Origin of the sequence: Capsulimonas corticalis, assembly GCF_003574315.2 — a bacterium.
Lineage (GTDB): Bacteria > Armatimonadota > Armatimonadia > Armatimonadales > Capsulimonadaceae > Capsulimonas > Capsulimonas corticalis.
On the sequence record NZ_AP025739.1, the window covers coordinates 248085 to 274831 of the forward strand.

Genomic DNA, 26747 nt, shown 5'->3' on the forward strand with positions numbered 1-26747 from the left:
GCCTAGAACGAAACAACGGCGGCTTTACGTCGCCATCAAGTGGATTACTGCGATTACATCACTAATTGCGGCTATCTGTCATCTCGTCAAGTAACGGGCTGCCCCCGGAGCGGTGCGTAAACACCACTCCGGGACTTTTAAGAATGCTTAGTATTTATATACCACATTCCCCGTAATTTGAGCCTTTCTTATCCCTATTTGGAAATAATTGTGATCGATCTGGGCGTCAGGTAAACTGAAGATAACCATGAACGGCCCATTCCTTGAGTTGAACTTCTATCAGGACGAAAATGAGCAAGATTTCCTCGTTGCCCTGATAGACTGCCTGATCGAAAACGGAGCCAAGCTGTCCGGCAAGGCGCTCATCCATCGCGGGCCAAATATCAATCAGCAGCCGTTTGGTTTCTCCTCGGACGAATATAAAGAGGAGATCGAAATTGCCTCAGTCGACGACCTGCGGGCGATCAAGGCCGTCGCAGATTCGCGTCTCGTCCAAGTCCCCATCACAAACGCCAGCGGCCTCACTCGCGGCGCGCCAGAACTCGTGACCGTGACAGGAATCTCTGAATGGGCCGCATCCCGGGGAGACAATCACCCTGTCGCGATTTGGGCGTCGGGAGATAAGCTCGACTTCGAAACGCTCCAGTCCCATGCGTTGGCGACTAAGGCCTACCGACGGTTTATCACGATCGTCGAACAACTTGCCCCCGCCTACGCAGCGATTACCATGGAATGCAGTCTTGAGTGCCCTATGGACCTTCGGCGCGATCCAAAGAGTTATGCATTCCATGACTTTTATCTTTCCAATCAATTCTTCGATGATGCTCTCATTTCGAGTGTCGTCGATTTGTGCTCCGACCGGTTCATCAAACCCTTGAGCAACGGCGTTTATATCTCAACGTCGGGTCTATTTATGCCTAAACCACCGAAGAGATCCAGCCAAAAACCCGACTTATCCACGCAGATCGGTCAATTGATTGCATCATCAGAACGATTTCGTACGTATCGATAATAACTATGCCTCTCCCCTGCTTTGACGAAACACTTTGGCCGGTCGCCCCCGCGCCGCCGCTCGCCACGGACGCCGCCCATGTTTGGGGCGTCGCGCTGGACGACGCGCGACTGCCTCTGGATGCGCTGGCCGCGACATTGAACGCCGCCGAGCGGGCGCGGGCGGCGCGGTTCAAGTTCGCGCGCGACCGTGATGCGTTCGTCATCGCGCATGGGGCGCTTCGCGCGATCTTGTGTGGATATCTCGGGTTGGAGGCGCACGAGATTGTCTTTCAAGAAGGCGCTCACGGCAAACCTGAACTCAGCGGGGGGATGGCGGGGTCACTGCGTTTCAATCTCAGCCATACCCACGGCGCGGCGCTGGTGGGAGTGACGCGCAACGCAAGGATCGGCGTGGATATCGAACGAATCCGGGAAGATACGCCGATCCTGGAGCTGGCGCGCCGTTTCTTCCATCCCGATGAAGCCCGGGCGCTGGAGCAAACGCCCTCGGATCAGCAGCTCAGCGCGTTTTTCACCACATGGACGCGCAAAGAAGCGCTGGTGAAGGCGCACGGCGACGGCATCGCGCATCTGCTCCAAGTATTCGCCGTCACGATCGGCCAGCCGCCAGAAGTCCTCGCCAAGCCTGTCGGCGAAGAACATCTCGATTGGCGCATTTACGACGCGCCGACGAATGCAAGCTATCGAGCGTCGGTCGCGTGCGACCGACCAATAACGCTGACACGAAGGCTTTGGCGGCCCACCTCTTAAGCGAGTCAAATATGAAAATCAGCAACGAGAGAAAACGGCGTATCGTCCAGACACTTATCCAATTATTTTCTCTCGCCGCCGCACTTTGTTTGGGTCTTTGGGGGTGGATGGATTTAAGCTACACAAAATCGGGTTATCTCGATTTCATTCTCCACAAGAATCAATATGAACAGATGGTTGCACACGCAAAGCAAAGTGGCGTGCCTCCGGGTGGTTCAAATCGATTTGCTCCGCCCCAGCAACTGTCAAAGAAAGCCACAATTAGGGATGACTATAGCGGATATATCACAACAACGCGAGATCTATCCGGTCACTACACAATCACCATTATTACCAGCGATAAGCACCACGGAGGGGTTTTCGGCTACGTGTACTCAGATTTGACCGTCAAACCGGCAGAAGAAACAGAGACGACTGCTCCATTCCAAAGGCTATCCCCAACACTTGACACGCATTGGTGGATAGCGGAAGGAGACGAGTAATGCTCTCAAGTCTTCAAAGATCATACATCGCTTCGAGCATATAAGCGTCTTTCGGATCGTAGTCGCGGGTGACGGCGGGGCGGCGGAGGTCGATTTTTAGGTCGGCCAGCAGGCGCATGGCGACGGCGCTTGGGCGCTGGGGCAGCCAGATGAGCAGGCTGCCGACGTCCGGCGTTTGCGCGAGGACGATCTGAAGGGGGCTTTCTTCGCCGCGAACAAATGTCCCGAGCGCTTCGCGCAGCTTCGCGGGGTCCGAGAGGCCGGCGGAGAAGGGCAGGTCCGCGCCGAAGAGGATGATGTAGCGCTGTTCGCCGTCTTCGTCGATCTCCTGCAATTCGCGCGCCAGCGCCGCCGTGTTCTTTCCGGTCGCCGCCGTCAACGAACGGTCGCGCGGCAGGTTGTACTGTTCGTAATCTTCGGTGGCGCCGCCGCTGCGAGTGCTCTCCCAAAACCACGCCAGCTCCGGCGCTTCCAGCGCTTCATCGAGATCGTCCCCATGCGCCAGATCCACGCCGCCCGCGATATCGTAGCACTGAACCCCAAACGCGCGGATATGCGCCGTCACGCCGCCGGTCCGCGCCGCGTCTTGCGCGCGCTGAAAAATCGTGTCGAATCGATCCTGTAAATTCATCGTCATTTCCTCACGACTATGATACCCGAGCCAAATGCCCAGACGCCTCTACTTCCTGTATCACGTCTGTGCATGGGCACACCCGATCAAGCGTCAGATGAGCCCAGCCCCGTAGCGCAGGCCGTCAACGAGCAGGGCGACCATGCGCTGCGCGTAGGTGGGGTTGCTGTCGTCGCCACGCATGCAGAGGCCCGCGACGGCGGTCAGCAGTTCGTTCGCGTCTATGTCATTGCGCACTTCGCCGGCAGCGGCGGCGGCGGTGAGCAATGATCGAAGCGCGGGGACGAGGCGCTTCTCGAAGTAGGCGGGCAGGGTGTCGAATGTGGGATCTCCTGAGTGCAGGGCGGAGGCTAGGCCGCGTTTGGTTGCGATGAAGGCCGCGTATCGCTGCATCCAGCGGGCCAGCGCCTCGCTTGGCCCGTGCTCCGCCGCCAGGACCGGCGCGGTGTCCGCGCACGCGTCGACTTCGCGACGGAATACGGCCGCGACGAGATCCGCGCGCTGGGGGAAATGACGATATAGGGTGCCGACGCCGACGCCCGCTTTGGCGGCGATCTCCCGCACCGGAGCGTCCACCCCCGAAGTCGCGAATACCGCCAGGGCCGCCGCCAGCAGCGCATCGGTGTTCCGCTGAGCGTCGGCGCGCACCGGCCGATCCGCGCGGCTCCGAGGCTCTACAACATCCCCCGGACCTTCTGATTGGTCGTTCACAAAACTCCCCTTGACAAAACGGAACAATGTTCCGCATAATCACATATACGGAACATTGTTCCGTATTAGATCTATTATAGCAGATTCCGGCGGCATTGATGAGACGCCAATGGAGAGCAGGAGAATGAGATGGATAGCAAAGTTTGGTTTATCACCGGCGCGTCTCGCGGGTTTGGGCGCATCTGGGCCGAAGCCGCGCTGGAGCGGGGCGACAAGGTCGCCGCGACCGCCCGTAAATTGGCGGATGTGGCCGATCTGACGGAGCGTTTCGGCGACGCTGTTCTGCCGCTCGCGCTCGACGTGACCGACGCGGAGCAAGTCCGGCAGACCGTGGCGCAGGCGCACGCGCACTTCGGCAGGCTGGACGTGGTCCTCAACAACGCGGGCTATTCTCTGGTCGCCACGGTTGAGGAGGCGAGCGAGGCGGATGTCCGTGCTGAGTTTGACACGAACTACTTTGGGACTCTTCGTGTGATCCAGGCGGCCCTGCCCTTGCTGCGGCAGCAGGGCGGCGGGCGTATTCTCGGCGTTTCGAGCACCGTCGGTCATGTGGCGTTTCCGCTGATCGGCTTTTACTGCTCCTCCAAATGGGCGTTTGAGGCGCTCCATGAAAGCCTGGCGCAGGAGGTCAAAGCGTTCGGCGTTGCGGTGACGCTCATCGAGCCCGGCGCATATGCGACTGAGTTCGGAAGCCCCGCGTCGCTGAAGATGGCGCCGGGCATGGATCTCTACAACGAACTGCGCCAACAGGTGTTCGGACGTTTGTCGAGCATGGAGCGAGGCGATCCGCAGGCTACATCAGAAGCGATCTTCAAGGTCGTGGACGCGGAGAATCCGCCGCTGCGATTTATTCTTGGCAGTACAGGTTTGCCCATGGTGCGCGCCGCCTATGAGAGCCGTATCGCTATCTGGGAGGAATGGGCGGATGTCTCGAACTCCGCGCAGGGCGGATCGAATACGAATGCGTGATGGAAAGAATTAGGAGAATACGATGCAGGACAAACTCGTCGCCCTGGTCACCGGGGCCAACCAGGGAATCGGTCTACAGATCGCGAAGGAACTCACAGAGCATGGCTACACCGTACTTGTCGGATCGCGCAGTCTTGAGAAAGGGGAGAACGCCGCGCAGAACATCGGAGCGGACGCCCACGCCGTCCAGCTTGACGTCACGGACTCGGACTCCATCGCTGCGGCGGCGGAACGCATCCGGAGCGAGTTCGGCCGGCTCGATGTGCTGGTGAATAACGCGGCGATCTCACATGCCGGAGAGCCAGGCAGATCGCTTGAGGAGATGATGAATTCGAGCAAGGCGAGCACGGCGTCGCTCGACGAAGTGCGGGCGGTCTTCGAGACCAACGTATTCGGCGTCATCGCCGTCACGCAGGCGATGCTTCCCCTCCTCCGGGACGCGCCGGCGGCGCGCATTGTCAACGTCTCCAGCGGCGTCGGCTCGCTGACGCTGAACTCGGACCCGGCCTTTCCGTATCGCGCAGGCTTCGGCGTCGTCTACGCCGCCTCGAAGACCGCCCTCAACGCGGTCACGCTTTCCTTCGCCATCGAACTCGAGTCGACAAATATCAAGGTCAACGCCGCGAGCCCGGGCTTTACTTCTACGGCTCTCAACAACTTCCAGGGGACGGAGACGGTCGAACAAGGCGCGCGCAACCCTATTCGCGTCGCCCTCGAAACGGATGGCCCCACGGGCGCCTTCACAGGCCCGAACGGCCCGCTCCCCTGGTGATGTTTGTGTTATCGCTTGGCGTCAATGCCTTTGAGGATCAGATCGATTCCGGCGAGAAAATCCATACGGTCGTCGTGATCGCGGAGCTGTTCGGCGACGCTGCGTGCGAATGGGTACTCGTCCGGATCGAGCTGAGACCAGGCGGTTGACATCGTTTCCAGGAAGTCAGATCTGTCGAGGCCGCGCGTCCGGGCAAGCTGCCCATTGGCCGCGTTCTGACCACCGACGCCAAGGACGTAGCTCAGCAAAGCGGACGCGACCGCCCAATGAGTGTCCTCCGCCGCGCCAAGCGCGCGAACCTGCTGACCGATGCGTTCAAAAATGCGCACGATGGGCAGATGCCCCGGGGCGTCTGTGAGCGCCGAACCAACCCACGGATGCGCGTCGATCGCGTCGAACATGCCCAGCGCCAGGGCGCGGATTGTCGCCTGCGGCGTCGCGCCGGCCACGCACGCCTCCAGCGTGCGGGCGACGATGGCGTCGCAGGCGGCGGTCAGCAGATCGCTCTTGTTGGCGATATGCCAGTAGATAGCGCCGGGACCGGTGGCGAGCCGTTCGGCCAGAGCGCGGAACGTCAGACCATCTTCTCCTCTGCTGTCCAAAATCTCGATCGACGCTTCAATGATGCGATCCCGTGAGAGTGATTCTTCCCGCCGCTGGGCGCCGCGCGCTTTTTTGACCATGCCTTATCTTGACATATATTGGATGCCATGTCAAAATAATGGAACGCCGTTCCAGAGCTATTTGCGAAGTTTCCAACGGCGGCATGAAACCACGAAGGAATCTCAAATGAATACTCCAATCGCGATCATCGGCGCTGGGCTCGGCGGCCTGACGCTTGCGCGCGTCCTCCACGTTTACGGCATTGCGGCGACAGTCTACGAAGCGGACGCTTCGCCGGACGCGCGGGCGCAGGGGGGCATGCTCGACATCCATGAAAACAACGGGCAGCTTGCGCTAAAAGCAGCAGGACTCTTTGATGAGTTCCTCGGGATCATCCACCCGGGCGGCCAGGAAACACGGGTGCTCGACAAGGACGGCAATCTCTTGTTTGAAGACCCTGACGACGGAACAGGCGGTCGGCCGGAAGTCCCCCGAGGAGAGCTTCGCCGAATTCTGCTGGAGTCGCTTCCCGCCGGCGTGGTCCGCTGGGGACACAAACTGGCGGCGGCAACGCCCATTGGCGGCGGGCGCCACGAGCTAGTCTTTGCAGACGGCTCAACCGTGACGACCGGCCTCCTCGTAGGCGCGGACGGCGCCTGGTCAAGAGTCCGTCCACTTCTTTCCGAGGCAAAACCGGCGTATGTCGGCGCGTCCTTCATCGAGACGTATCTGTTGGACGGCGACAACCGTCATCCCGCGAGCGCAAAAGCAGTCGGCGGCGGCGCGCTGTTTGCTCTCGCGCCGGGAAAAGGCATCCTCGCACACCGTGAGCCCAATGGCGCGCTGCACACGTATGTCGAGCTGAACAAACCAAAGGAGTGGATTGACAACATCGACTTCTCCAACCCAGCAACGGCCCTGACAAAAGTCGCCGAAGAGTTCGACGGCTGGGCTCCGGAACTGACAGCGCTCATCACCAACGCGGACACGGCTCCTGTGCCTCGCCCGATCCATGCGCTCCCGATCGACCACAAATGGGACCGCACGCTCGGGGTGACCCTGCTCGGCGATGCGGCGCACCTGATGATCCCGTCTGGCGAAGGAGCCAACCTCGCCATGTTCGACGGCGCGGAGCTTGCGAAAGCCATCGCCGCCCACCCTGGCGATGTGGAAGCCGCGCTCCTCGCGTATGAAACGGACCTCTTCCCCCGCAGCGCATCCGAAGCCGCCGACGCGGAAGAAGTGCTCCACGTATGCCTCGGCCCCAACGCGCCCCAGAGCCTGGTGGATTTCTTTACGAACAACCAACCTGCCTGATAAGATCTGTCAATGGGTGTGAATTGGGCAGGCGAATGTTAACCCACCCCATTGACAACAATTCCCATATCTGCTATCATATCCGCACAAACAAACTACATATTGATGTTTATGGGGCAGCGCTGTCGTGGCGCTGCTGAAACAACGGGGGAAGTCCGGTCATTCCGGCACTGTCTCGCAGCGGTCGGCTCAAGGGAGCCTAGTCCGAACGCCCGCCCATGAATTGCTCACAGCTTCCCCTTCGACAGAGAGGGGTGTGATTGCGTCCATGGCCGCGCCGGCCTTCCCTTCTTCACCACTTCGCCGGCGTCCCTCGCGCTCTTCATGCCTCCCTGGCGCACGGGAGACAATGACTAGAGACAACGCGAAGGGAGCCTGCGCCAATGGCCGTATCACCGACATTTTCCGAAACCAACTCATCCCCTGAATCCACTTTAGGCTCCGTACGCAAACGCAACGGCGTCGTCGCCGCGTTTGACGGCGTCCGTATCCACAAAGCCATCGAAAAGGCGTTTCGCGCCGAAAAGCGTTTGACGCCGGACGAGATGCTCAGTGTCGATCTGACAAACGCAATTGACGCGCACGCCAATGCCGTGATCGCATGGAGCGCGGCGCAGGACGATCTGAACGTTGAGGCGATTCAGGATGAGGTGGAGCGGGTGCTGATGGCGGCGGGCGCGCACGGCGTCGCGCGGCGTTATATCCTGTACCGGGAGCAGCATGCGGAAAAGCGGCGGGCGCGGGCGCTCTGGTATCGACGCGCCGACGGGAGCGAAGCGGTTCTGGACACGGACGCCCTGCGGGCCAGCATTGAGGACGCTTGCGCGGGTCTTGGGCCGGATGTCAGCGCTGAGCCGGTGGTCAAGGAAGCCCTGGGATCGCTCTATGCCGGCGTGACGGAATCCGAAATCGCGCAGTCGATGATTCTCGCGGCCCGCTCGCGCGTGGAAATCGAGCCGGGCTACAGCAGCGCCGCCGCGCGTCTGCTGCTCGGCGTGCTGTACGGCGAAGCGACGGGAACGCCGTCGCGGATCGTGGACGCCGATCGGATCTACGCCTCTTATTTCAAAACGTATTTCACGCAGGCCGTCGAAGCCAAGCTGCTCAATCCCGAGATGCTGACGTTCGACTTAGATAGTCTCGCCGCCGCCATCCATGGCGAGCGCGACTTGCAGTTCCAGTTTCTGGGCTTGCAGACGCTTTACGACCGCTATCTGATCCAAGATAAAGGACGCCGCATTGAGTTGCCCCAGCTGTTCTGGATGCGGGTCGCGATGGGCCTGTCACTGCGCGAGGATGATCGCGAGGCTCGGGCCATCGAGTTCTACACGCTGTTGTCGCAGTTCCACTTCACGTCGGCCACCCCCACTCTCTTTAACGCCGGCACGCTGCATTCCCAGCTCTCATCGTGCTACCTGACCACGGTTCCGGACGATCTGGGCGGCATCTTCTCCAGCATCCGGGACAATGCGTTGCTCTCCAAATGGGCGGGCGGTCTCGGCAACGACTGGACTGGGGTCCGCGCCCTCGGCGCGGAGATCACGGGGACGGGCGGCAAAAGCCAGGGCGTCATCCCCTTTCTGAAGGTCGCCAGCGACACGGCGGTCGCGGTCAATCAGGGCGGCAAGCGCAAGGGCGCGGTCTGCGCCTATCTCGAAACCTGGCACCTGGACATCGAGCACTTCTTGGACCTGCGCAAGAACACGGGCGACGACCGCCGCCGCACGCACGACATGAACACGGCCAACTGGATCCCCGACTTGTTCATGCAGCGCGTCGCCGCCGGCGGCCAGTGGACGCTGTTCAGCCCGAACGACGTCCCCGATCTGCACGATACTTACGGCGCGGCGTTTGAAGCGCGCTACACGGAATATGAGCGCCAGGCCGACGCCGGCCAGATCGCCCTCTTCAAGCGCGTTCCCGCCTTAGATTTGTGGCGCAAGATGCTCGCCGCCCTCTTCGAGACCGGCCATCCCTGGATCACCTTCAAGGACCCCTCCAATGTCCGCTCCCCCCAACAGCACGTCGGCGTCGTCCACAACTCCAACCTCTGCACGGAGATCCTGCTCAACACGTCCGAAGAAGAGACCGCCGTCTGCAACCTCGGTTCGATCAACCTCCAGGCGCACCTCACAGACGGCGCGCTCGACCATGCGCGTCTCCAGGCCACCATCCAAACCGCCGTCCGGATGCTGGACAACGTGATCGACATCAACTACTACCCGACGCCGCAGGCCAAAACCGCCAACCTGCGCCACCGCCCCGTCGGCCTCGGCGTGATGGGCTTCCAGGACGCGCTTTACACCCTCGGGAGCAGCTACGCCAGCGACGCCGCCGTACAGTTTGCCGATGAAAGCATGGAAGCCATCTCCTACTACGCGTTCTTAGCATCCTCACAGCTGGCCGCCGAGCGCGGTGCCTATCCCACTTACCAAGGCTCGCTCTGGAGCCAGGGACAACTCCCGATCGACACCATCGACCGTCTCGCCAAAGAGCGCGGCGCCGATGTCTTGATGGATCGTTCCAGCACGCTGGACTGGACCGTTGTTCGCAGCGCGATCCAGCAAAGCGGCATGCGCAACAGCAATGTCCTCGCCATCGCGCCGACCGCGACGATCTCCAACATCGTCGGCGTCAGCCAATCGATCGAGCCGACTTACAAGAACCTCTACGTCAAGAGCAATCTGTCCGGCGAGTTCACGCAGGTCAACACAGCGTTGGTCCAAGACCTCAAGGCGCTCGGCCTCTGGGACGCCGAGATGCGCGACGATCTCAAGTACTTCGACGGCTCGCTCTTAGAGATTGAGCGCATCCCGCAAGAGATCCGCGATCGCTATCGCACGGCTTTCGAGATCGACGCCCACTGGATCATCGAATGCGCCAGCCGCCGCCAGAAGTGGATCGACATGGGCCAATCGCTCAATCTCTACATGGATCAGCCCAGCGGTAAGAAACTGCACGAAATGTACTTCCTCGCCTGGGCCAAAGGCCTCAAGACGACCTACTACCTGCGCACCGTCGCCGCCACCCAGGTCGAAAAGTCCACCTTAGACATCAACCGCCGCAGCATCCAACCCCGCTGGATGAAGAATCAAAGCGCCTCGGCCGACATCCAAGTCGAACGTGTAGCCGAGACTTGCACGCTTGGCGCGGAGTGCGAGGCTTGCCAGTAGAGAGCGCCCCTTAACGCCACGCGCATTGAGGAAGCCGGCGAATGAATTCGCGCCTATAAAAACGGTCGTCCACCTCCGTGGACTTAGGAACATCCACGATCACGTTTCTGAACCCACGCAGGCGGGTGACCGTACTTCTAGGCGCGAATTCATTCGCCGGCTATCCTAACGGGCGCTCTGCTTTTGTCCCAACAGGAAACCCGAATGAATTACACCGAAACCACCCTCCCCACCGTCGCCGAACCCGCCTCCGCGCCCGCGCGGAAGCGACTGATCAATAGCAGTCAGGTTGATGTCAACCAGCTCATGCCTCTGCAATACCACTGGGCATGGGAACACTATGTCAACGGCTGCGCGAACCACTGGATGCCGACCGAGGTCTCGATGGGCGCGGATATCGCGCTCTGGGGATCGAACGGGCTGACCGACGCCGAGCGACTTGTGATTTTGCGCAACTTAGGCTTCTTTTCGACCGCCGAGAGTCTGGTTGGGAATAACTTGGTCCTGGCGATCTTCAAGCATATCACCAACGCCGAATGCCGCCAGTATTTGCTGCGACAGGCGTTTGAAGAGGCCGTCCATACTCACACGTTTTTGTATATCGTGGACAGTCTGGGCCTGAGCGAGCGCGAAGTGTTCAACATGTATCGAGAGGTCCCGGCGATCTCGCGCAAGGACGAGTTTGAAATGGCGCTGACCGCCGACGTGCTCGACCCGAACTTCAGCACGGAGACCTTTGAAGGCGGCCAGAAGTTCCTGGAGAATCTGATCGGATACTATTTGATCATGGAGGGGATCTTCTTCTATACGGGCTTTGTGATGATCCTCTCGTTCCACCGGCAAAATCGGATGACGGGGATTGGAGAGCAGTTCCAGTATATTCTGCGCGACGAGACCACGCATCTCAACTTCGGCATCGATTTGATCAACGGGATCAAGCAGGAGAATCCCCATCTGTGGACGCCCGAGTTCCAGGCGCGCATTCTGGATCTGGTAGACCAGGCGGTGTCTCTGGAGATTGCGTATGCGTGGGACTGCCTGCCCGAGGGAATTCTGGGGCTGAATGGGGATCTGTTCCAGGAATATGTCCGGCACATCGCGGACCGGCGTCTGGAGCGCATTGGACTGCCGGCGCAGTACGGCGCCTCGAATCCGTTCCCATGGATGAGCGAGACGATGGACCTCGGCAAGGAAAAGAACTTCTTCGAGACCCGCGTGACCGAGTATCAGTCGGCCGCCGGGTTGACGTGGGATTAACGGGTCCTGTGCGGGCGCTCACAAAATGCGCGCCCGCCTCTTGACATCTTGTTTTAAAAAGCTGTATACTCCCCTCACCTCACCGATGAGCAAATCTTCCTGATCGTCAGCATTGCCGCTCATCCATTTCCCAATTTTTGCACTCCCAATTTGCGTCCTCGTTCTGACGCGCATATGTTTCACCCCCGCCGTAAGTTCCTGGGCAATGGCTGCCTGACTCATGCAATGACGCCCATTCTCTTGCAAGTCCGGCACGTAAACCATCACTCAGGAGAACAGACACATGCGCATGCATCGGTTTACGACCGAAGCGACTTTCCGAGGACTCGCCACCATCGCAATCCTGGCGGCCTCAGCTCCCATTGCCCATGCACAAGCGGCCGGCGCCCCCACGGAAACCACGCCCAATCCCACCCCGCCGGCTCCGGCGGCCACGGAGCCCCCCGCTCCGCCCAAGCAAACGCCCGCCGAAGTTTCGCCCAACGCGATTACGGTCTCCGGTCTGATCGATTTCTACTATCAGTATCAGTTCAGCAGCCCAACTAAGGGACAAAAGCTGACGGGGCGGATCTACGACTTCCGTCACAATACGCCGACGCTTTCCCTTGCCTGGGTGGACGTCAAAAAAGCCGCCCAGCCCGGCGGCTTCGGATTCACGGCGAGTCTGGCGACCGGCGATTCCGCGGACGCCGATGTCGCGAACCCGTATTCCAATCAAGGGGAAGCGCGGTTCAAGAACATCGCGCAGCTGTTCGCGACCTATACCGACAAAAGCGGCTTCACCGCCGACTTCGGAAAATTCCTCTCCCCGTACGGCTACGACACCACGAAAGTCATCCTAAATCCCAATTACTCCCTCACCGACGCCACCTTCTTAGTGCCCAACTACGAGGCCGGCCTGCGCATGACCTACCCTGTCAAAGCGATCAACACCGCGTTCTCCCTCTTCGTCGTCAACTCCCTCTACCACACCGCCACCTCCGGCGTTCAGGAAGATAATGGGACCAAGGACTTCATCGTGCGGGCGAACTACACCACTCCCGACGGTAAGTTCAACTATATCCCGGCCTATGGTTTCGGCAAGGATAAGCTTGGCGTCGGCAATGAAAACGTCGTCCTGTTCGACAACTGGCTGACCTATCACCTGACAGCCGCCGACACGCTCGCCGGCGAATACGTCTACCGCAAGGACACCAACAAGGGCGGCAATTACGATCTCACCGGACATGGCTACGGCGCGTACTACCGCCGTCAGCTCGATCCGAAGAACGCCGTGATCTTCCGCGTCTCGGGATTCCAGAAGAAGGTGAAGAGCTTCTTCACTCTTCAGGATACGATCGCGGGCGGGCTTCAGGACCTCGCCGTCGTTCCCTCGGTCACCGGAACCAGTGAATCGAGCGTGCAGACGAACGAAGTCACGGCGACCTATGAGATCAAGGTCACGCCGGCGCTCACCACACGCATCGAATACCGGCACGACAGCAGCAGCAATGGGTCGGTATTTGGCTATGTGAACGGCGATTCGGCCAGCCCGACCGACAAGCAGGATACGATCACGGTTGCGGGGCTTCTCACTTTCTAAAAGACGACGCACTACTATCAGACTGCCAGGAGGATTATTGATGACGCGAGATTTGTTTACGACCCGAGCGGCGACGAGCGCGCGCTGGGGCGCTTCGATCCTGCTGAGCGCGGCGGTGCTGGCGGGCTGCGGCCCGAAAAAAGAAGCAGCAGCGCCCAGCGCTCCCGGAGCGCCGGCGGCGAGCGCCCCGGCCGACGACGGGAACAGCGTCAAGGTGGGCGTTCTGCACTCGCTGAGCGGCACGATGTCAATCAGCGAAGTCTCGGTGCGCGACGCCACCCTGATGGCGATCGATGAGATCAACGCGTCCGGCGGCGTGATGGGCAAAAAGATCGTTCCTGTCGTCGAGGACGGCGCGAGCGACTGGCCGACCTTCGCCGAAAAAGAAAAGAAGCTGATCCAGCAGGATCACGTGGCGGTCACCTTCGGGTGCTGGACGAGCGCGAGCCGCAAGGCGGTCAAACCGGTCGTCGAGAGCCTCCACGGTCTGCTGTTCTACCCGGTTCAGTACGAAGGTCTGGAATCGTCCCCGAACATCTTCTACACTGGCGCGGAGCCGACCGAGCAGATCGTCCCCGCCGTCGATTATCTTCTGAAGCAAGGCAAGAAGAAGATCTATCTGCTCGGCTCGGATTATGTCTTCCCGCGCACGGCCAACAAGATCATCAAGGCTCAGCTTGCCGCCGAGGGCGGCACGGTGGCCGGTGAAGAGTACACGCCGCTCGGAGGCACCGAATACAGCACGATCATCAGCAAGATCAAGGACGCCAAACCGGACGCGATCTTCAACACCCTGAACGGCGATAGCAATGTCGCCTTCTTCAAGCAGTTCAAGGACGCCGGCTTCACGCCGGACAAGCTCCCCGTTCTCTCGGTCAGCGTCGCGGAAGAAGAGAAGTACGCGGCATCGGACCGGCGAACATCGCGGGCCATCTGGTCGCCTGGAACTACTATCAGACGACCGATACGCCGGAGAACAAGAAATTCGTCGCCGCCTACAAGGCCAAATACGGCCAGGACCGCGTGACGGACGACCCGATCGAAGCCGGCTACTTCGGCGTTTATCTCTGGAAAGCGGCCGTCGAAAAGGCGAAATCCTTCGACGTCGCCGCCGTCACAGCCGCCGCCGACGGCGTCACTTACGCCGCCCCCGAAGGCGAAGTGAAGATCGACGGCGCGAACCATCACACCTGGAAAACCGCCCGCATCGGCAAGATCCGGCCCGACGGCCTGATCGACGAAGTCGGCGGCTCCGGCAAGCCGATCGAGCCCGATCCGTACTTGAAGAAGTATGCCTGGGCGAAGGGGTTGTAGTAGGGACCTATTCCCCGGCGGCTGTCCCCCCCGCAAGGGCAGAGGCCGGCGGTTAAAACCGCGCCTGCCAGAGCGCAGAAACCCGCCTGCGCGGATTACATCATCGCAGCCGATACCGCCGAATTTAACGCATATATTAGGCGGTATCGTTTCGGACAATGTAGTCCCCGAAGGGGGACTTCTGCGCTCTCCAAGGCGCGACTTCAGTCGCCGGCTGCCGTATCTGAACGCCATTGGGGATGGGGCGGCGCCCCAACAGAAAGACACACCATGAGTAATATCCTCTCACAAGCCTTCAACGGCTTGAGCCTGGGGTCGATCCTCCTGCTCATCTCGCTGGGACTCGCCTTTTCGTTCGGCCTGATGAACGTCATCAATATGGCGCACGGGCAATTCCTGATGGTCGGGGCCTACACGGCGTACGTCTTTCAGCAGACGCTGGCGACGCCGCTGGGCGGGACCGAGCATGGGGTATGGTTCGTACTCGCCATTCCCGCCGCGTTTTTAGTCACGGCGTTTTTGGGCTGGCTGCTGGAGATTGGCCTCATTCGCTTCTTATATGGGCGACCTCTGGATACGCTGCTGGCGACCTGGGGCGTCGGTCTGGTCTTGCAGCAGGCGGCGAAGAGCATCTTTGGCGCGCCGAATGTGCAGGTTTCCGCGCCGTCGTGGCTAGACGGCGGCTGGGCGGTCACGCCGGATCTGATGCTGCCGTACAGCCGCATCTTTATCATTGGCCTCGCGACGGTGTCGGTCATCGCCATCTATGTCTATTTGAATAAGTCCACGGCCGGGCGGCGGCTGCGGGCGACGATGCAAAACCGGGAAATGGCGGCGTGCCTGGGCGTCGCCTCCCGGCGGGTCGATGCCGGCACGTTCGCGCTCGGGGCAGGGCTGGCGGGGATCGCCGGCTGCGCGCTCACGCTGATCGGGCCGATCGGGCCGTCGCTGGGCACGAACTATATCGTAGACGCCTTTATCGTCGTCGTCCTGGGCGGCGTGGGACGTCTCCCTGGCACGATCCTGGCCGCGCTGATCATCGGTGTCGCCAACACGCTTCTGGAGCTCGGCACGACGGCTTCGCTGGGAAAAGTGCTTGTCTTCGCGCTCGTGATCGCCTTCCTGCAATGGAAGCCCAAAGGGCTGGTCGCGTTGCGCGGCCGTTAGAGGAGAAAGACTATGGCCGCTCTCGCGATTTTACGACAGCCCAAAGTTCGCTTCTGGATCACGTTCCTATTGATCGGCGCCGTGCTGCTGATCGCCGCGCCGCTGGGCCTGCCCGTCTTCCGGCTCAACTTGCTCGGCAAATTCCTCGCCTACGCTATCGTCGCGCTCGGGCTCGATCTCATCTGGGGCTATGGCGGCATGCTGAGCCTGGGACAGGGGCTCTTTTTCGGCATCGGCGCCTACTGCATGGCGATGTATCTGAAACTGGAAGCCTCGGGCAAAAGCCTCCCCGACTTTATGGACTGGAGCGGCGTCACCAAACTGCCCTGGTTCTGGCAGCCCTTCCACTCCGCGCCGTTCGCCATCGTCATGGCGGTGGTTATCCCGATGGCGATGGCGGCGGGGATCGGCTATCTCATCTTCCGCAGCCGTGTCCAGGGCGTTTACTTCTCGATCATCACGCAGGCGCTCACGATGATCGTCAGCATCCTTCTGGTCGGCCAGCAGCAGGTCACCGGCGGCACCAACGGCATCACGGGCCTGACCACCATCTTCGGCCACGACCTCGCCGGCGACGACACGCAGCGCGGCCTTTACTATGTGAGCGTGCTGGCGCTCGGCGTCACCTATCTGCTCTGCCGCTGGCTGGTGACCTCGCGCTTGGGCCGACTGCTGGTCGCGATGCGCGACGACGAGAACCGCGTCCGATTTTTGGGCTACAACCCGATCGCGCTCAAGACGCTGATCTTCGCGATCTCCGCCGGTCTTGCGGGCCTCGCGGGCGCGCTGTTCGTTCCGCAGGTCGGCATTATCTCCCCGTCGGCGATGGCGGTCGCGCCGAGTATCGAGATGGTCATCTGGGTGGCGGTCGGCGGGCGCGGCACGCTGGTCGGCGCGGTCCTGGGCGCGCTGCTCGTCAACACGGCGCGCACCTCCTTCAGCGAGAGCTATCCGGACATCTGGCAGTATTTCCAGGGCGCGCTGTTTATCGGCACGGTGCTTCTGTTCCCGTACGGCCTCGTCGGATTCGCGAAACAGCTAGGCGAGAAATGGCGGGCGCGCCGAGGCGGCAATCTTCGGTTCGCGTCGGCGCCGGCGGAGAGCGCCGAGCGAGAGGCGGTGGGATCTTAACGCAATGCAAACACAACCGATTCTCGATATCCAAAACGTGACCGTCTCGTTTGACGGGTTCAAAGCTCTGGACGGCCTCAACTTCTCAATGGCCTACGGCGAGCTGCGCTTTCTGATCGGCCCCAACGGCGCCGGAAAGACATCGCTGCTGGACATTATCACCGGCAAAACGCGGCCGCGCGAGGGCGCGGTCCTGTACGACGGCAACGGCGACATCCAGCGCTGGGCGGAGCACAAACGGGTGCAGAAGGGCATTGGGCGCAAGTTCCAGACGCCGACCATCTTCCCCAGCCTCACGGTCTACGAAAATCTGGAAGCCGCCGTCGGACGCACCGACAGCGCGGCGCGTCTCATGGCGCCGATGAGCGCAGATCAAAAGTCGCGCGTGGAATCGATCCTGGAGGCGACGGGGTTGGAAGCGCGGCGAGGCGCGCGCGCCGGGGTGCTGGCGCATGGGGAGAAGCAGTGGCTGGAGATCGGCATGCTGCTCATTCAGGAGCCGAAACTGCTGCTGCTCGACGAGCCGATCGCCGGCATGACCCGCCGAGAGCGCGACCGCACCGGCGAGATGCTCCAAGAGATCGCCAAGGAGCGCTCGGTGCTGGTCGTGGAGCACGATATGGACTTCGTGCGCAAGTACGCGACCAAAGTGACGGTGCTGCACACCGGCAAGCATCTGACGGAAGGCTCCGTGGAGTCCGTGCAGAACGACCCGCGCGTGATCGAAGTGTATCTGGGCCGCAAGCACGAGGAGGCGGCGCACTGATGTTAAGCATTCAAAATCTCAATGTCAACTACGGCGAAAGCCGTGTCCTGCACGATGTCTCCATGGATGTCGCCGACGGCAGCGTCGTCTGCCTGATGGGCCGCAACGGCGTCGGCAAGACAACCTTGCTCAAGAGCATCATGGGGATCTTGAAAGCGCGCGGCGGCCATGTCACCTTCGGCGGCGCGGACATGACCACGCGTCCGCCCAACGTCCGCGCCCAGTCGGGCATCGGCTACGTCCCGCAGGGACGCGGCATCTTCCCCTATCTCACCGTCTACGAGAACCTGCTGATGGGCCTGGAAGCCTTTGGAAGCAAAAAGCGCGACATGAGCGGCATCGACCGTGTCTACGGGACCTTCCCGGTGCTCAAGGAGATGGCCGGCCGAACGGCCGGCGCGCTCAGCGGCGGCCAGCAGCAGCAGCTCGCCATCGGCCGCGCCCTTGTCCGCCACCCCAAACTTCTCGTGCTCGACGAGCCCACGGAAGGCGTCCAGCCCTCGATCATGCACGAGATCGAAAACGTCATCGCCTCCCTGCGCGACGACGGCGGCATGGCGATCCTCCTCGTCGAGCAGTTCCTCGACTTCGCCCTGCGCGTCGGCGACCGTTATTACGTGATGGAGACCGGCCGCATCGTCTCCCAAGGCTCCATGGCCGAGTTCTCCGACGACGTGGCGCGGGAATACCTGGCGGTGTAAGGAGCGGCCCTTCAGCAACACGACTGATTTTCGCGCCCCAAAGTTGAATCAGGCTGTGGATATTGACGCAATTCCCACGGGAAAGACCGGCGATTGATGTGTTTTGCCGATTTAATGACGCAAAACGCATAAACCGCCGCCTCTGAATCCACCGTATTCTCATGTGATTGCGCGGCTAACGTCATCCTCGCGCGCTAATCCTCACAAGAGTAGTTTCTTCGCGTACCGGGCAATAAATTACCCGGCTGGGGCGCTTCGCATTAAGGACCCCGCAATAAATTACGGGGCTGGGGGCGCTTCGCGCCGACCGTCCGTACCGGACGGAAGATTGCCAACGCAAACGATCACATTCTTCCGTCCGGTACGGTGGGCGCCCTTTGGGCACTGGTTGCGAAGCAACCCCCAGCCCCGTATTTCAATGCGGGGGCAGAGTCAGCTCCGTAATTTATTGCGAGATCGAAAAATACTCCCCCTGTGAAGCGCTCTCATCCCGAATCGATACATCCCCAATTCGCACAGTTTCTCACGGAAGAATCCCATGACGTAAGAAATGGTCTTGACACGTCAAGCCAAACGTGATAGACTTTGCTGTCTTGATATACTACGTAATACTATATTCATCAAGGCAGCTCGCCTACCGGAATCGCAATATCAGTTTCTTAGCGATAAATGCAATTCAGAAGAAAAGAGGAGGTTCAATCACCGAAAACACATGCTGCGGAGCTGGCGTTAAGATTAAGTATTATTGCCACAAATGCTGTTTACTCAAAAGGAGAATCCAATGTCGTATTTGAGACCATCGCGGACGGCCGCGTTGATCGGAGCGATCGGCTTCTTGGGAGGCGCGGCCAGCCGGCCGGCGCTCGCTCAAATGCCTGGCAGCTACACCACATCCTGGCTCGGCGACACATTTGGGCAGGGTGGCTCCTCCACCGCGACCGGGCAATACTGGATGCAGGATTATATCGCGCAGATGACCGTCCAATCTGACGGGACATGCTGGACATCCGGCCCCTGGGATGAAGGCGGGCGCACTAATGGCGAGTATAAAGACGGCCTTGTGGTCGGCAACCAGAACAATAACATCAATAACCAGTCGGTCTCCGTCGGCGGGCATACCTGGACCATCAACGGCGCCAGCGTCACCAGCGACGACGGGCGCTCGCTGCCCAGTCCCGGCGCGCCGGGCGCGCTGGGAGTCGCCAGCAACGGCCAGCTTCTGGTGGCCGACAACGGCTCACGCTCGCAGGTCCTATTCTACAATGTCTCCGGAACTCCCAGTCTGGCCGGAACTTTCGGCGTGCAGGGTGGAATCAGCGCTTCCTATACGGCGACATATGACGTGCCGGCGGCCACCAACTCCCCCGACTACCCCACCGGAACCTATGGCCCCGGCGTCTACCATCCGTTCAAACTCTGGAATATGACCGGGGTCGGCGAGGACAGCACGGGACGGCTCTTTGTCAGTCGCGAGGACACGGGCGGCGGCAGCGCCATTCTGTGCTTCAAGCAAAACGGCAGCGGCAACTGGGTGCTGAACTGGCGGATCGAAGGCTATTGCTTTGTGGACAATGTGGATTTCGACGCCTCCACGGACGGCCAGGATGTCTACGGCGTCCAGGAGCATTACAAGATGGATTACACGCAGACCCTTCCGGGCGCCGAGTGGTCCATCTACGGCTTTACGGCGGACAATCTGCATTACCTGAACGATCCGCGCAATGTCGACACCGTGCATGCAGGCCAGGAACATGGATTGACTTCCTGTTGGTATCGTAATGTCGGCGGTCACCGTCTGCTTTTCGTCGAGGGCATGACGACCCAGATGCTCAATATCTTCCGCTTCCAGAGTGGAAACGACGTCGCCGTTCCCACGGGCCTCGTCATGGAGACAAGCCATACCATCTATGGCGTATCCAACGGATTGTTCTGGCCGCCCAACCGGCCGGCGTCCGGCAGCGGCACGACGATCTGGAGCGACACCAACGACGACGGCAATTACCAGAGCGGCGAGTTCAGCGCGGCCTCCTATGGGTACACCTACGGCCAGTGGATCGACAGCGCCGGCAATATCTGGTGGGGAGGCAATCCTCTTGTCGAGAGCAAGCTCACCTCGTTCGACTCGGCCGGCAATCCGGTCTACGCCAGCTCCGGCGTGCAGAGCTTCAATATCAGCGGCATGCCCAGTGTCGGCAACATCCAATACGAAGAAGCGCAGGACCGCATGGTGCTGTGCGATAAGGCGGGAGAAGGTCTGACCGGGGGCAGCATCTATGTCATCAACGGATGGAGCACCGGCAACAGAACGGCGACAAAAGTGTTCACGATGACGAGCAATCAGCCGACGGGCTTCAGCGCGGCCGGCGACTATCTCTTTGAAGTCGGTTACGCCAGCCGAGGCAAGGTCTGGGTGCATAGCCTGGTGGACGGATCGCTGACCGGCACGATGGATGTTCCCTCGTCCCTGGGCGGCAACGGCTACAGCGGCAACGTGGACATCGGCTACGGGATCCACGCCTTCAAGCGAGCCAATGGCGAGTACGAGGTCGCGGTCGAGGACGATTATATGGCGAAGGTCCTTCTGTATCGATGGAACCCCAATGGCGCCGTGGGCGGAGGCGGAACGCCGGAAGCGGCGTACCATGGACCGCACAATATTCCCGGCTCGATGGAGGCGGAGGATTACGACACCGGCGGGCAGGGCGTCGGCTACAACCAGACCAACGCCGGAGGACAGACAGGGTATCGAACGGACAACAACGGCGCCATCGAAGCGAACACCGCCGACAACAACGGCTACGATATCGGCTGGGCGGGATCCGGGCAGTGGGCGAAATATACCGTCGTCGTGGCCTCCGCCGGCGCTTACACGGTCAGCTTCCGCGTGGCGTCGCCCACCGGACAAACCGGCGCATTCCACCTTCAGGACGCCAACGGCAACAATCTGAGCGGCCCGATCAACGTTCCCAATACGGGCGCCTGGAACGCCTGGCAGAATGTGACGGCGACCGTGACGCTTCCGGCGGGATCCCAGATTCTGGAAATTGTCCAGGACAACTCCGGCTGGAATCTCGACAGCATCAGCTTCGCCGCCAGCACCGGAACCGGAACGACGTCTTATGAGGCGGAAGCCACGGCCAATACGATCGGCAATGGCGCTTATGTCGACACCAACTCGGCGGCGTCCGGCGGACAGGTCGTCCGCTACATCGGCGGCTCCGCCGATGGATATGTGACGGTCAACAACGTGATGGAAAGCGCCGCCAGCACGCAGACAATGACCGTTTACTACTACACCGGCGCGCGAAACTTCGCGGTCAGCGTCAACGGCGGCGCCGACCAGACGCTGACCTGCTCGAACGCCAACGGCGGCTCGGTCACGATGGCCGTGACGCTCAGCGCCGGCGCCAACACGATCAAATTCCACAACGCCGCAAGTTATGCGCCCGATCTGGACCGCATCACCGTCACCGGCGCCACGACGCCCTCCGCGCCTTCCGCTCCCACCGGCCTGACGGCGGCGGCGGGCAACGCCCAGGTCGCTCTCTCCTGGACCGCCGCTTCCGGGGCGACCAGCTACAGCATCTTCCGAGGTACAGCGTCCGGAGGAGAAAGCGCGACGGCCATCGTGACCGGCGTGACGGGAACGACCTATACCAACACGGGCCTGACCAACGGAACGACCTACTATTACGAGGTCAAGGCCGTCAACAGCGCGGGAAGCAGCGGATACTCGAACGAGGCGTCCGCGAAGCCTGTCGCCCCCACGGCTCCGGCAGCCCCCACTGGCCTGGCGGCGACGGCGGGCAATGCCCAGGTCTCGCTGTCCTGGACGGCCTCCTCGGGAGCGACCAGCTACAGCATCTTCCGGGGAACGACTTCGGGGGGTGAGAGCGCGACGGCGATTGCGACCGGCGTGACGGGGACAACCTACACCAACACAGGCCTGACCAACGGAACGACGTACTACTATGAGGTCAAGGCGGTCAACAGCGCCGGAAGCAGCGGCTACTCCAACGAAGACCTGGCCGAGCCGGGAACCTTGCCGGACCTGATCGTCACGGCCCTTACCTGGACGCCGGCCGCGCCCGCCAGCGGATCGGCCGTCACCTTCACCACCACGGTTCGCAATATCGGCGCGGCCGCGACACCCTCCGGAACGGTGGTGGGCGTCGGCTACAGCGTCAGCGGCCTGGGAACGGTAACCTGGGAGGATCAAGACTCAACATCGCTGGCGGCGGGCGCTTCACGCGCCGAAACCGCCACCGGCGGCTCCTCCGGCAAGACCTGGACTGCGGCTTCCGGCTCCTATACGATCACGGCGTTCGTGGACGACGTGAACCGTATCTCGGAGCAAAACGAGAGCAACAACACGCTCGCGAAATCGCTGACCGTTCCATAAATGGCGGAAGCCGCCGGCGAGAAAATCGCCGGCGGCTTCCGAACGCGGGATCATTTCCCCACGATTTCCAGATTCGAATTCTCAGAGCGTGTAAAGAAAGTCTCAGCACAGATAGGGACTTTCTTTACGCGCTTTTAGGGCTGGCGCCGGTCGCTTGTCATTTGCTGATAGCGTTCTCCCCAATCGCGCAAGCTCATCAAGGCAGGCTCCAGGCTTCGCCCCAATTCCGTCAGACTGTATTCCACGCACGGCGGGACGCTGGGAAACACCTCACGATGCACCACGCCGGAGGCCTCCAGTTCACGGAGCTGAAGGGTCATCATTCGCTGGGTCACCTGCGGCATCAACCGCCGAAGCTCGTTGTAGCGACGGCTCCCACCGGTCAAGCAGTATAAAATCGCGCCCTTCCACCGCCCCCCAATGATATGAAGACCGGCCTCCAGAGGGCACTCGTCGCGCATGGCGCTGATCAGATCTGCGGGCATCTCGGTGGCTTTCCTTCCTCATCAAAGTCTCACTCAGGATCAAATTTGTTCCTACGCTACAAGAATGTGCGTTCTTGTAGGCGAGTTCCCGCGCCTGTATACTGGAGCATCAATAATACAGCAGAGTTCTGGGAGGAACAGTATGAGGAAATTATTGCACGTAGACTCCAGCCCGCGCGTGGAGCGATCGCATACTCGCCGGCTGAGCGCGGAGTTTGTCGAATCCTGGCGAGACTCACACCCCGAGACGAACATCGTCTACCGGGATATCGGGCGAAATCCGATTCCGCATGTCACCGAGGAATGGATAGGGGCCGCCTTCACTCCCACGAATCAGCGTACGAGCGCCCAGCTCGACACGCTTGCGCTAAGCGATCGGTTGGTGGACGAACTACTGGAGGCGGATGTCTATGTGATGGGCATTCCCATGTACAACTTCGGCGTGTCAAGCGGCTTCAAAGCCTACATCGATCAGATCGTCCGAATAGGCCGCACGTTTCTCTTCGAGCCGCAAGACCCAGGCGCAATCTACAAACCGCTTCTGACGGGGAAGACGCTATATGTGATTACCGCCAGCGGCGATTCCGGATATGAACCAGGCGGCGTGAACGCCCGCATCAATCATCTGGCTCCATATCTTCACACCGTGTTCCAATTTATCGGAGTGACGGATATTTCGGTCATTAGCGTCGGCAGCGATGAGTTTGGAGGGGAGAGGCTTCAGGATTCGCTGGCGCGGGCGCGCAAGGCGATCGCCGAAATATCGGCGCGTTAGCCGAGGGATCCGTCCGGCGAATCCCTCGGTGAGACAACCAGGTCAGACTTCGATCTCATCCACGTAGCACCAGCGCCAGTCTTCGCCGGGCTGGAACGATTGCATGATGGGGTGCTGGGTCGCATGGAAGTGCTTCGTCGCATGCTTGTTTTTGGACGAATCGCAGCAGCCGACGTGGCCGCACTCCAGGCAAAGTCTCAGGTGGACCCACGAATCGCCGGACTCCAGGCACTCCTCGCAGCCCTGCGGCGTTTTAGGCTCTACGTCTTTGATCTGGTCCAGGTGTGTACATTTTTGCGGCATGAAGTTACTCCGGTTTTGAAGACTGAAGAAAGTATACCCAGACCCGCCTACCTCACTTCTGCGCGAATGGCCCCTCGATCGATCTGACCGGTCAGCAGCAGCCACGTTTCCACTCGCTGACCGCCGTGAGTGGTGGCGAAACATGCGCCGGCGGAAATATTGTTTGTGTCTTCGAGTTTGACACGCAAGGTCACATCGGCTTTGCCATGAGCGGGAATCACGGCGGCGGAAGCCTGTGCGGTGGTGCATTCACACCCGGTTGTCACGATCGAAAGGCCAACAGGAAAGGAGTGTGGATTGTTCAATCGATAAACATGCGTCAATGGGTGGCCGGCGGGCGTTCTCCCCGCATCGTACACCAATCCTCCCAGAACGCTAACATTCGGCGTTTCAGAGCCGCGCACTTTTGAGGCGACGCCCACGCCGACAAGCACGGAAACGGCGATAAGCGCAACAATCGAGATTCGCATAAGCACTCCCTGGCGATGAAAAGTTCCGAATCTGTGGATTTAATCCCCCGTCGCCCTTGTCGTTCCAGGCGAGGCGTCGTCATATGGGCGAGGCGCGGTGGGACGCGGTCCTTTGACTTCAGTATGAAAGTGAGTCTGGTGGCGCTTTGGATCGTCGTTCCAATCGACGACGATGTCAAAGTGACGCCGGAGCATTGCTTCCAGCGGCGCAAGGCGCGCCATCACGCGCGGGTTGCCATGATCCTTCACACTGACGCGGGAGCCGTCGGCAAATCGAAATCCGGAGATATCGATTGCCTGACCGAACGCATGCGCGGAAGTCGCCGTCGCCGATTGCCGCATCGTTCGGTCGTTGTAGACGCCCAGATGGTCGATCCCCGTGACATGCAGGTTTTGTCGGGCATCCTCTAAAAATCCGGCCAGACGCTCCTTAAGACACAGCGCCGCCCGATCAATCGGCAAAGGCTGCTGGGGATCGGCGAATAAATAGAATTTCACCCCATGCCAGTCGTCCGGGATTTCATATGTCGCTCCCCGATCCCAGGCGTCTTTGTCAGGATAGAGCACTCGATCGAGCGGATCTCCGGCAGCGCGATCGACCTCTGCCTGGGAATATCGGTGAGGGAAGAAGTAACGCATACGCCCCAACGCCGTCTGCCGGCCATCCAGTATCCGCTGCGAATCGACCTGCTGATGCATCGGATCCGGAACGATTCCGACAAGAATCGCGCTCTCCGTTAGCGTCAATTTGTCCGGCGTCTTGTGGAAATAATAACGCGCCGCCGCCGTCACGCCATGCTGCCCCATTCCATAATCGATCGTATTCAAATACAGCTCCAAGATGCGCGGCTTCGGCAACATGCGCTCCAGCTCCCAGGCATACGCAGCCTCCTCGATCTTGCGCCACACAGTCCGATCGTTGCTGAGAAAGAGGTTCTTGGCAAGCTGCTGGGTAATCGTGCTGCCCCCTTCTTCGATCCGGCCATCGCGGAGGTCCATTCGCAGGGCGTGGTGCATCGCAGCCCAATCGAATCCATGGTGTTGGTAGAAGGCGTGATCCTCCATGGCGATCGTGGCGTCCTGCATGACAGGCGATATCGATGCAAGTGAACAAAATTCGCTTCGCCTTTCGGGAATCCCAGAGCCGCTGTAGTGAGCGACCGCGCCGTCCAATGGAATTTGAAGCACGAGAGCCACTGCGCAGACTGCGGCAGCGCCTCCCGCCCATAAGCGCACCGCCCATGACCGGCGCCGTGCTTGCATGGGCGCCGAAGGCAATGCCAGACCAGGAAGATGCAAACCGCCGATCCATGCTGCTGTTAGCGCAAATATCCATGTTCCGATCACGGAGCTGCATGTCAAACAAGCATATCTCTCCCAAGGGTGCAGAAAGAGACAGCAGATCACGGCCAGAGCGATGATGCGAGAGACCATACGCAGCGGCTCTTGCGGGACCTCGGACGAGCGCAGCAACTTGACCGAGGCAATCAGGCTCATCCAGACACAGATGCCCGTAAGCGCCCCCAAAGCAAAGACAATTCCCCACCCTTGTTCCGCGACGAGCAAGGCGCCCCAAGGCTGCGCCGGCGAAGTGTCCGTTCCCAGTCCTTTTCCCAGCCATGCGTCTGCGGAGTTGCCCAGCGCGGGAAGAGGCGTCAACGCTCGAATGACCAGAATGCCGGAAAACAATGCGAGCAATGCGGCAATCACGGCCAACACGCGAGAACGCAGTGCGAACGACGTTCTCGTCCCATCGGGAAAGATTCGAGCAAGCAAACGGAAAGCGCTGTTCCCAATTGTGGGGGTGCAGGAATAGACAACGAGCGATATCGCGACGCCGGCCGTGAGTCCCATGGCCGGGCAATAAGGAAACGGGGAGGCGCTTGACCAAAACCAGTCCTTCAGCGTCAATATCAGCCAGGACAGATAAGCGAGCTCAAAAAGCGCCGTCGGCGCTTGGCGCATCAACGTC

General features: G+C 60.6%; 23 protein-coding genes, 1 pseudogene and 1 riboswitch. Of the genes and pseudogenes, 16 read left to right on the forward strand and 8 right to left on the reverse strand.

Annotated elements, in window-relative coordinates; genetic code table 11:
* The first annotated feature begins 247 nt into the window (after positions 1-247).
* Genes D5261_RS01185 through D5261_RS01195 form a run of 3 tightly spaced genes read left to right on the forward strand, consistent with a single transcriptional unit; the run spans position 248 to position 2246 of the window.
* Complete coding sequence (locus tag D5261_RS01185; protein ID WP_119320132.1) at positions 248-1012, forward strand: hypothetical protein; 765 nt, start codon at positions 248-250, stop codon at positions 1010-1012.
* A 5-nt stretch (positions 1013-1017) separates the two neighbouring features.
* Positions 1018-1764 carry a 4'-phosphopantetheinyl transferase family protein gene (locus D5261_RS01190; protein ID WP_119320133.1) on the forward strand — a complete coding sequence of 249 codons (747 nt, stop codon included), beginning with the start codon at positions 1018-1020 and terminating at the stop codon, positions 1762-1764.
* 11 nt (positions 1765-1775) lie between these two features.
* Positions 1776-2246, forward strand: a complete 471-nt coding sequence (locus tag D5261_RS01195; protein ID WP_125205841.1) for a hypothetical protein — start codon at positions 1776-1778, stop codon at positions 2244-2246.
* A 13-nt stretch (positions 2247-2259) separates the two neighbouring features.
* Here the strand turns inward: D5261_RS01195 and D5261_RS01200 are convergent, their stop codons facing one another.
* Together D5261_RS01200 and D5261_RS01205 are read right to left on the reverse strand one after the other, a co-directional pair.
* Positions 2260-2877 carry a hypothetical protein gene (locus tag D5261_RS01200; RefSeq protein ID WP_119320134.1) on the reverse strand — a complete coding sequence of 206 codons (618 nt, stop codon included), beginning with the start codon at positions 2875-2877 and terminating at the stop codon, positions 2260-2262.
* 93 nt (positions 2878-2970) lie between these two features.
* A complete protein-coding gene (locus D5261_RS01205; protein ID WP_119320293.1) occupies positions 2971-3588 on the reverse strand; it encodes a TetR/AcrR family transcriptional regulator in 618 nt (205 codons plus the stop codon).
* Between the two features lie 129 nt (positions 3589-3717).
* Here D5261_RS01205 and D5261_RS01210 point away from each other — a divergent pair, with 129 nt between their 5' ends.
* A complete protein-coding gene (locus D5261_RS01210) occupies positions 3718-4557 on the forward strand; it encodes an SDR family NAD(P)-dependent oxidoreductase (protein WP_119320135.1) in 840 nt (279 codons plus the stop codon).
* A 22-nt stretch (positions 4558-4579) separates the two neighbouring features.
* On the forward strand, positions 4580-5329 hold the full coding sequence (locus D5261_RS01215) for an SDR family NAD(P)-dependent oxidoreductase (protein ID WP_119320136.1): 750 nt from the start codon (positions 4580-4582) through the stop codon (positions 5327-5329).
* Positions 5330-5337: 8 nt separating this feature from the next.
* Here the strand turns inward: D5261_RS01215 and D5261_RS01220 are convergent, their stop codons facing one another.
* A complete protein-coding gene (locus D5261_RS01220) occupies positions 5338-6012 on the reverse strand; it encodes a TetR/AcrR family transcriptional regulator (protein ID WP_119320137.1) in 675 nt (224 codons plus the stop codon).
* 106 nt (positions 6013-6118) lie between these two features.
* Here D5261_RS01220 and D5261_RS01225 point away from each other — a divergent pair, with 106 nt between their 5' ends.
* The 3 genes from D5261_RS01225 to D5261_RS01235 all read left to right on the forward strand — a co-directional run bounded on the left by D5261_RS01225 (position 6119) and on the right by D5261_RS01235 (position 11679).
* Positions 6119-7249 carry an FAD-dependent oxidoreductase gene (locus tag D5261_RS01225; RefSeq protein WP_119320138.1) on the forward strand — a complete coding sequence of 377 codons (1131 nt, stop codon included), beginning with the start codon at positions 6119-6121 and terminating at the stop codon, positions 7247-7249.
* Between the two features lie 96 nt (positions 7250-7345).
* Positions 7346-7483: riboswitch (cobalamin riboswitch) on the forward strand.
* A 149-nt stretch (positions 7484-7632) separates the two neighbouring features.
* Positions 7633-10422 (forward strand): ribonucleoside-diphosphate reductase subunit alpha, encoded by a 2790-nt coding sequence (locus D5261_RS01230; protein WP_119320139.1) that lies wholly within the window; start codon positions 7633-7635, stop codon positions 10420-10422.
* A 204-nt stretch (positions 10423-10626) separates the two neighbouring features.
* Entirely contained in the window at positions 10627-11679 is a 1053-nt protein-coding gene (locus tag D5261_RS01235) for a ribonucleotide-diphosphate reductase subunit beta (RefSeq protein WP_119320140.1), read from the forward strand.
* An 18-nt stretch (positions 11680-11697) separates the two neighbouring features.
* Here D5261_RS01235 and D5261_RS01240 read toward each other — a convergent pair whose 3' ends face one another.
* A complete protein-coding gene (locus tag D5261_RS01240) occupies positions 11698-11901 on the reverse strand; it encodes a hypothetical protein (RefSeq protein ID WP_125205842.1) in 204 nt (67 codons plus the stop codon).
* 61 nt (positions 11902-11962) lie between these two features.
* Here D5261_RS01240 and D5261_RS01245 point away from each other — a divergent pair, with 61 nt between their 5' ends.
* The 7 genes and pseudogenes from D5261_RS01245 (at position 11963) to D5261_RS01280 (ending at position 22742) form a co-directional block, all read left to right on the forward strand.
* On the forward strand, positions 11963-13261 hold the full coding sequence (locus D5261_RS01245) for an outer membrane beta-barrel protein (protein WP_119320142.1): 1299 nt from the start codon (positions 11963-11965) through the stop codon (positions 13259-13261).
* Positions 13262-13301: 40 nt separating this feature from the next.
* Positions 13302-14575 (forward strand): annotated as a pseudogene (gene urtA / locus D5261_RS01250) (urea ABC transporter substrate-binding protein).
* 270 nt (positions 14576-14845) lie between these two features.
* Positions 14846-15742: an urea ABC transporter permease subunit UrtB gene (gene urtB, locus D5261_RS01260; RefSeq protein WP_119320143.1), complete on the forward strand. Its 897-nt coding sequence runs from the start codon at positions 14846-14848 to the stop codon at positions 15740-15742.
* A gap of 12 nt (positions 15743-15754) precedes the next feature.
* A complete protein-coding gene (gene urtC / locus D5261_RS01265) occupies positions 15755-16873 on the forward strand; it encodes an urea ABC transporter permease subunit UrtC (protein WP_119320144.1) in 1119 nt (372 codons plus the stop codon).
* 4 nt (positions 16874-16877) lie between these two features.
* Positions 16878-17639 (forward strand): urea ABC transporter ATP-binding protein UrtD, encoded by a 762-nt coding sequence (gene urtD / locus D5261_RS01270; protein ID WP_119320145.1) that lies wholly within the window; start codon positions 16878-16880, stop codon positions 17637-17639.
* On the forward strand, positions 17639-18340 hold the full coding sequence (urtE, locus tag D5261_RS01275) for an urea ABC transporter ATP-binding subunit UrtE (protein ID WP_119320146.1): 702 nt from the start codon (positions 17639-17641) through the stop codon (positions 18338-18340). The genes urtD and urtE overlap by 1 nt, the downstream gene beginning before the upstream one ends.
* A gap of 781 nt (positions 18341-19121) precedes the next feature.
* Positions 19122-22742, forward strand: coding sequence for a carbohydrate-binding protein (locus tag D5261_RS01280; RefSeq protein ID WP_165863998.1), 3621 nt, complete (start codon positions 19122-19124; stop codon positions 22740-22742).
* Positions 22743-22876: 134 nt separating this feature from the next.
* On the opposite strand, the gene D5261_RS01285 is transcribed toward D5261_RS01280, so the two are convergent.
* On the reverse strand, positions 22877-23227 hold the full coding sequence (locus tag D5261_RS01285; protein ID WP_119320148.1) for a winged helix-turn-helix transcriptional regulator: 351 nt from the start codon (positions 23225-23227) through the stop codon (positions 22877-22879).
* Positions 23228-23369: 142 nt separating this feature from the next.
* On the opposite strand from D5261_RS01285, the gene D5261_RS01290 reads away from it, so the two are divergent.
* Positions 23370-24002 (forward strand): FMN-dependent NADH-azoreductase, encoded by a 633-nt coding sequence (locus D5261_RS01290; protein WP_119320149.1) that lies wholly within the window; start codon positions 23370-23372, stop codon positions 24000-24002.
* 42 nt (positions 24003-24044) lie between these two features.
* Here D5261_RS01290 and D5261_RS01295 read toward each other — a convergent pair whose 3' ends face one another.
* The 3 genes from D5261_RS01295 to D5261_RS01305 are packed head-to-tail and all read right to left on the reverse strand — an operon-like array spanning position 24045 to position 26740.
* Positions 24045-24305 (reverse strand): ubiquitin carboxyl-terminal hydrolase 14, encoded by a 261-nt coding sequence (locus tag D5261_RS01295; RefSeq protein WP_119320150.1) that lies wholly within the window; start codon positions 24303-24305, stop codon positions 24045-24047.
* A 47-nt stretch (positions 24306-24352) separates the two neighbouring features.
* Positions 24353-24775, reverse strand: a complete 423-nt coding sequence (locus tag D5261_RS01300; RefSeq protein WP_119320151.1) for a DUF1573 domain-containing protein — start codon at positions 24773-24775, stop codon at positions 24353-24355.
* 39 nt (positions 24776-24814) lie between these two features.
* Entirely contained in the window at positions 24815-26740 is a 1926-nt protein-coding gene (locus D5261_RS01305) for a transglycosylase domain-containing protein (protein ID WP_119320152.1), read from the reverse strand.
* Positions 26741-26747 lie beyond the last annotated feature (7 nt).

Coding starts and splice junctions, on each gene's coding strand:
- D5261_RS01195 (WP_125205841.1), top strand. CDS start 1,776: ATGAAAATCAGCAACGAGAGAAAACGGCGTATCGTCCAGACACTTATC.
- D5261_RS01305 (WP_119320152.1), bottom strand. CDS start 26,740: ATGCGCCAAGCGCCGACGGCGCTTTTTGAGCTCGCTTATCTGTCCTGG.
- D5261_RS01280 (WP_165863998.1), top strand. CDS start 19,122: ATGTCGTATTTGAGACCATCGCGGACGGCCGCGTTGATCGGAGCGATC.
- D5261_RS01295 (WP_119320150.1), bottom strand. CDS start 24,305: ATGCCGCAAAAATGTACACACCTGGACCAGATCAAAGACGTAGAGCCT.
- urtE (WP_119320146.1), top strand. CDS start 17,639: ATGTTAAGCATTCAAAATCTCAATGTCAACTACGGCGAAAGCCGTGTC.
- D5261_RS01240 (WP_125205842.1), bottom strand. CDS start 11,901: ATGAGTCAGGCAGCCATTGCCCAGGAACTTACGGCGGGGGTGAAACAT.
- urtD (WP_119320145.1), top strand. CDS start 16,878: ATGCAAACACAACCGATTCTCGATATCCAAAACGTGACCGTCTCGTTT.
- D5261_RS01215 (WP_119320136.1), top strand. CDS start 4,580: ATGCAGGACAAACTCGTCGCCCTGGTCACCGGGGCCAACCAGGGAATC.
- D5261_RS01230 (WP_119320139.1), top strand. CDS start 7,633: ATGGCCGTATCACCGACATTTTCCGAAACCAACTCATCCCCTGAATCC.
- D5261_RS01235 (WP_119320140.1), top strand. CDS start 10,627: ATGAATTACACCGAAACCACCCTCCCCACCGTCGCCGAACCCGCCTCC.
- urtB (WP_119320143.1), top strand. CDS start 14,846: ATGAGTAATATCCTCTCACAAGCCTTCAACGGCTTGAGCCTGGGGTCG.
- D5261_RS01220 (WP_119320137.1), bottom strand. CDS start 6,012: ATGGTCAAAAAAGCGCGCGGCGCCCAGCGGCGGGAAGAATCACTCTCA.
- D5261_RS01190 (WP_119320133.1), top strand. CDS start 1,018: ATGCCTCTCCCCTGCTTTGACGAAACACTTTGGCCGGTCGCCCCCGCG.
- D5261_RS01300 (WP_119320151.1), bottom strand. CDS start 24,775: ATGCGAATCTCGATTGTTGCGCTTATCGCCGTTTCCGTGCTTGTCGGC.
- D5261_RS01185 (WP_119320132.1), top strand. CDS start 248: ATGAACGGCCCATTCCTTGAGTTGAACTTCTATCAGGACGAAAATGAG.
- D5261_RS01200 (WP_119320134.1), bottom strand. CDS start 2,877: ATGAATTTACAGGATCGATTCGACACGATTTTTCAGCGCGCGCAAGAC.
- D5261_RS01285 (WP_119320148.1), bottom strand. CDS start 23,227: ATGCCCGCAGATCTGATCAGCGCCATGCGCGACGAGTGCCCTCTGGAG.
- D5261_RS01245 (WP_119320142.1), top strand. CDS start 11,963: ATGCGCATGCATCGGTTTACGACCGAAGCGACTTTCCGAGGACTCGCC.
- urtC (WP_119320144.1), top strand. CDS start 15,755: ATGGCCGCTCTCGCGATTTTACGACAGCCCAAAGTTCGCTTCTGGATC.
- D5261_RS01210 (WP_119320135.1), top strand. CDS start 3,718: ATGGATAGCAAAGTTTGGTTTATCACCGGCGCGTCTCGCGGGTTTGGG.
- D5261_RS01290 (WP_119320149.1), top strand. CDS start 23,370: ATGAGGAAATTATTGCACGTAGACTCCAGCCCGCGCGTGGAGCGATCG.
- D5261_RS01225 (WP_119320138.1), top strand. CDS start 6,119: ATGAATACTCCAATCGCGATCATCGGCGCTGGGCTCGGCGGCCTGACG.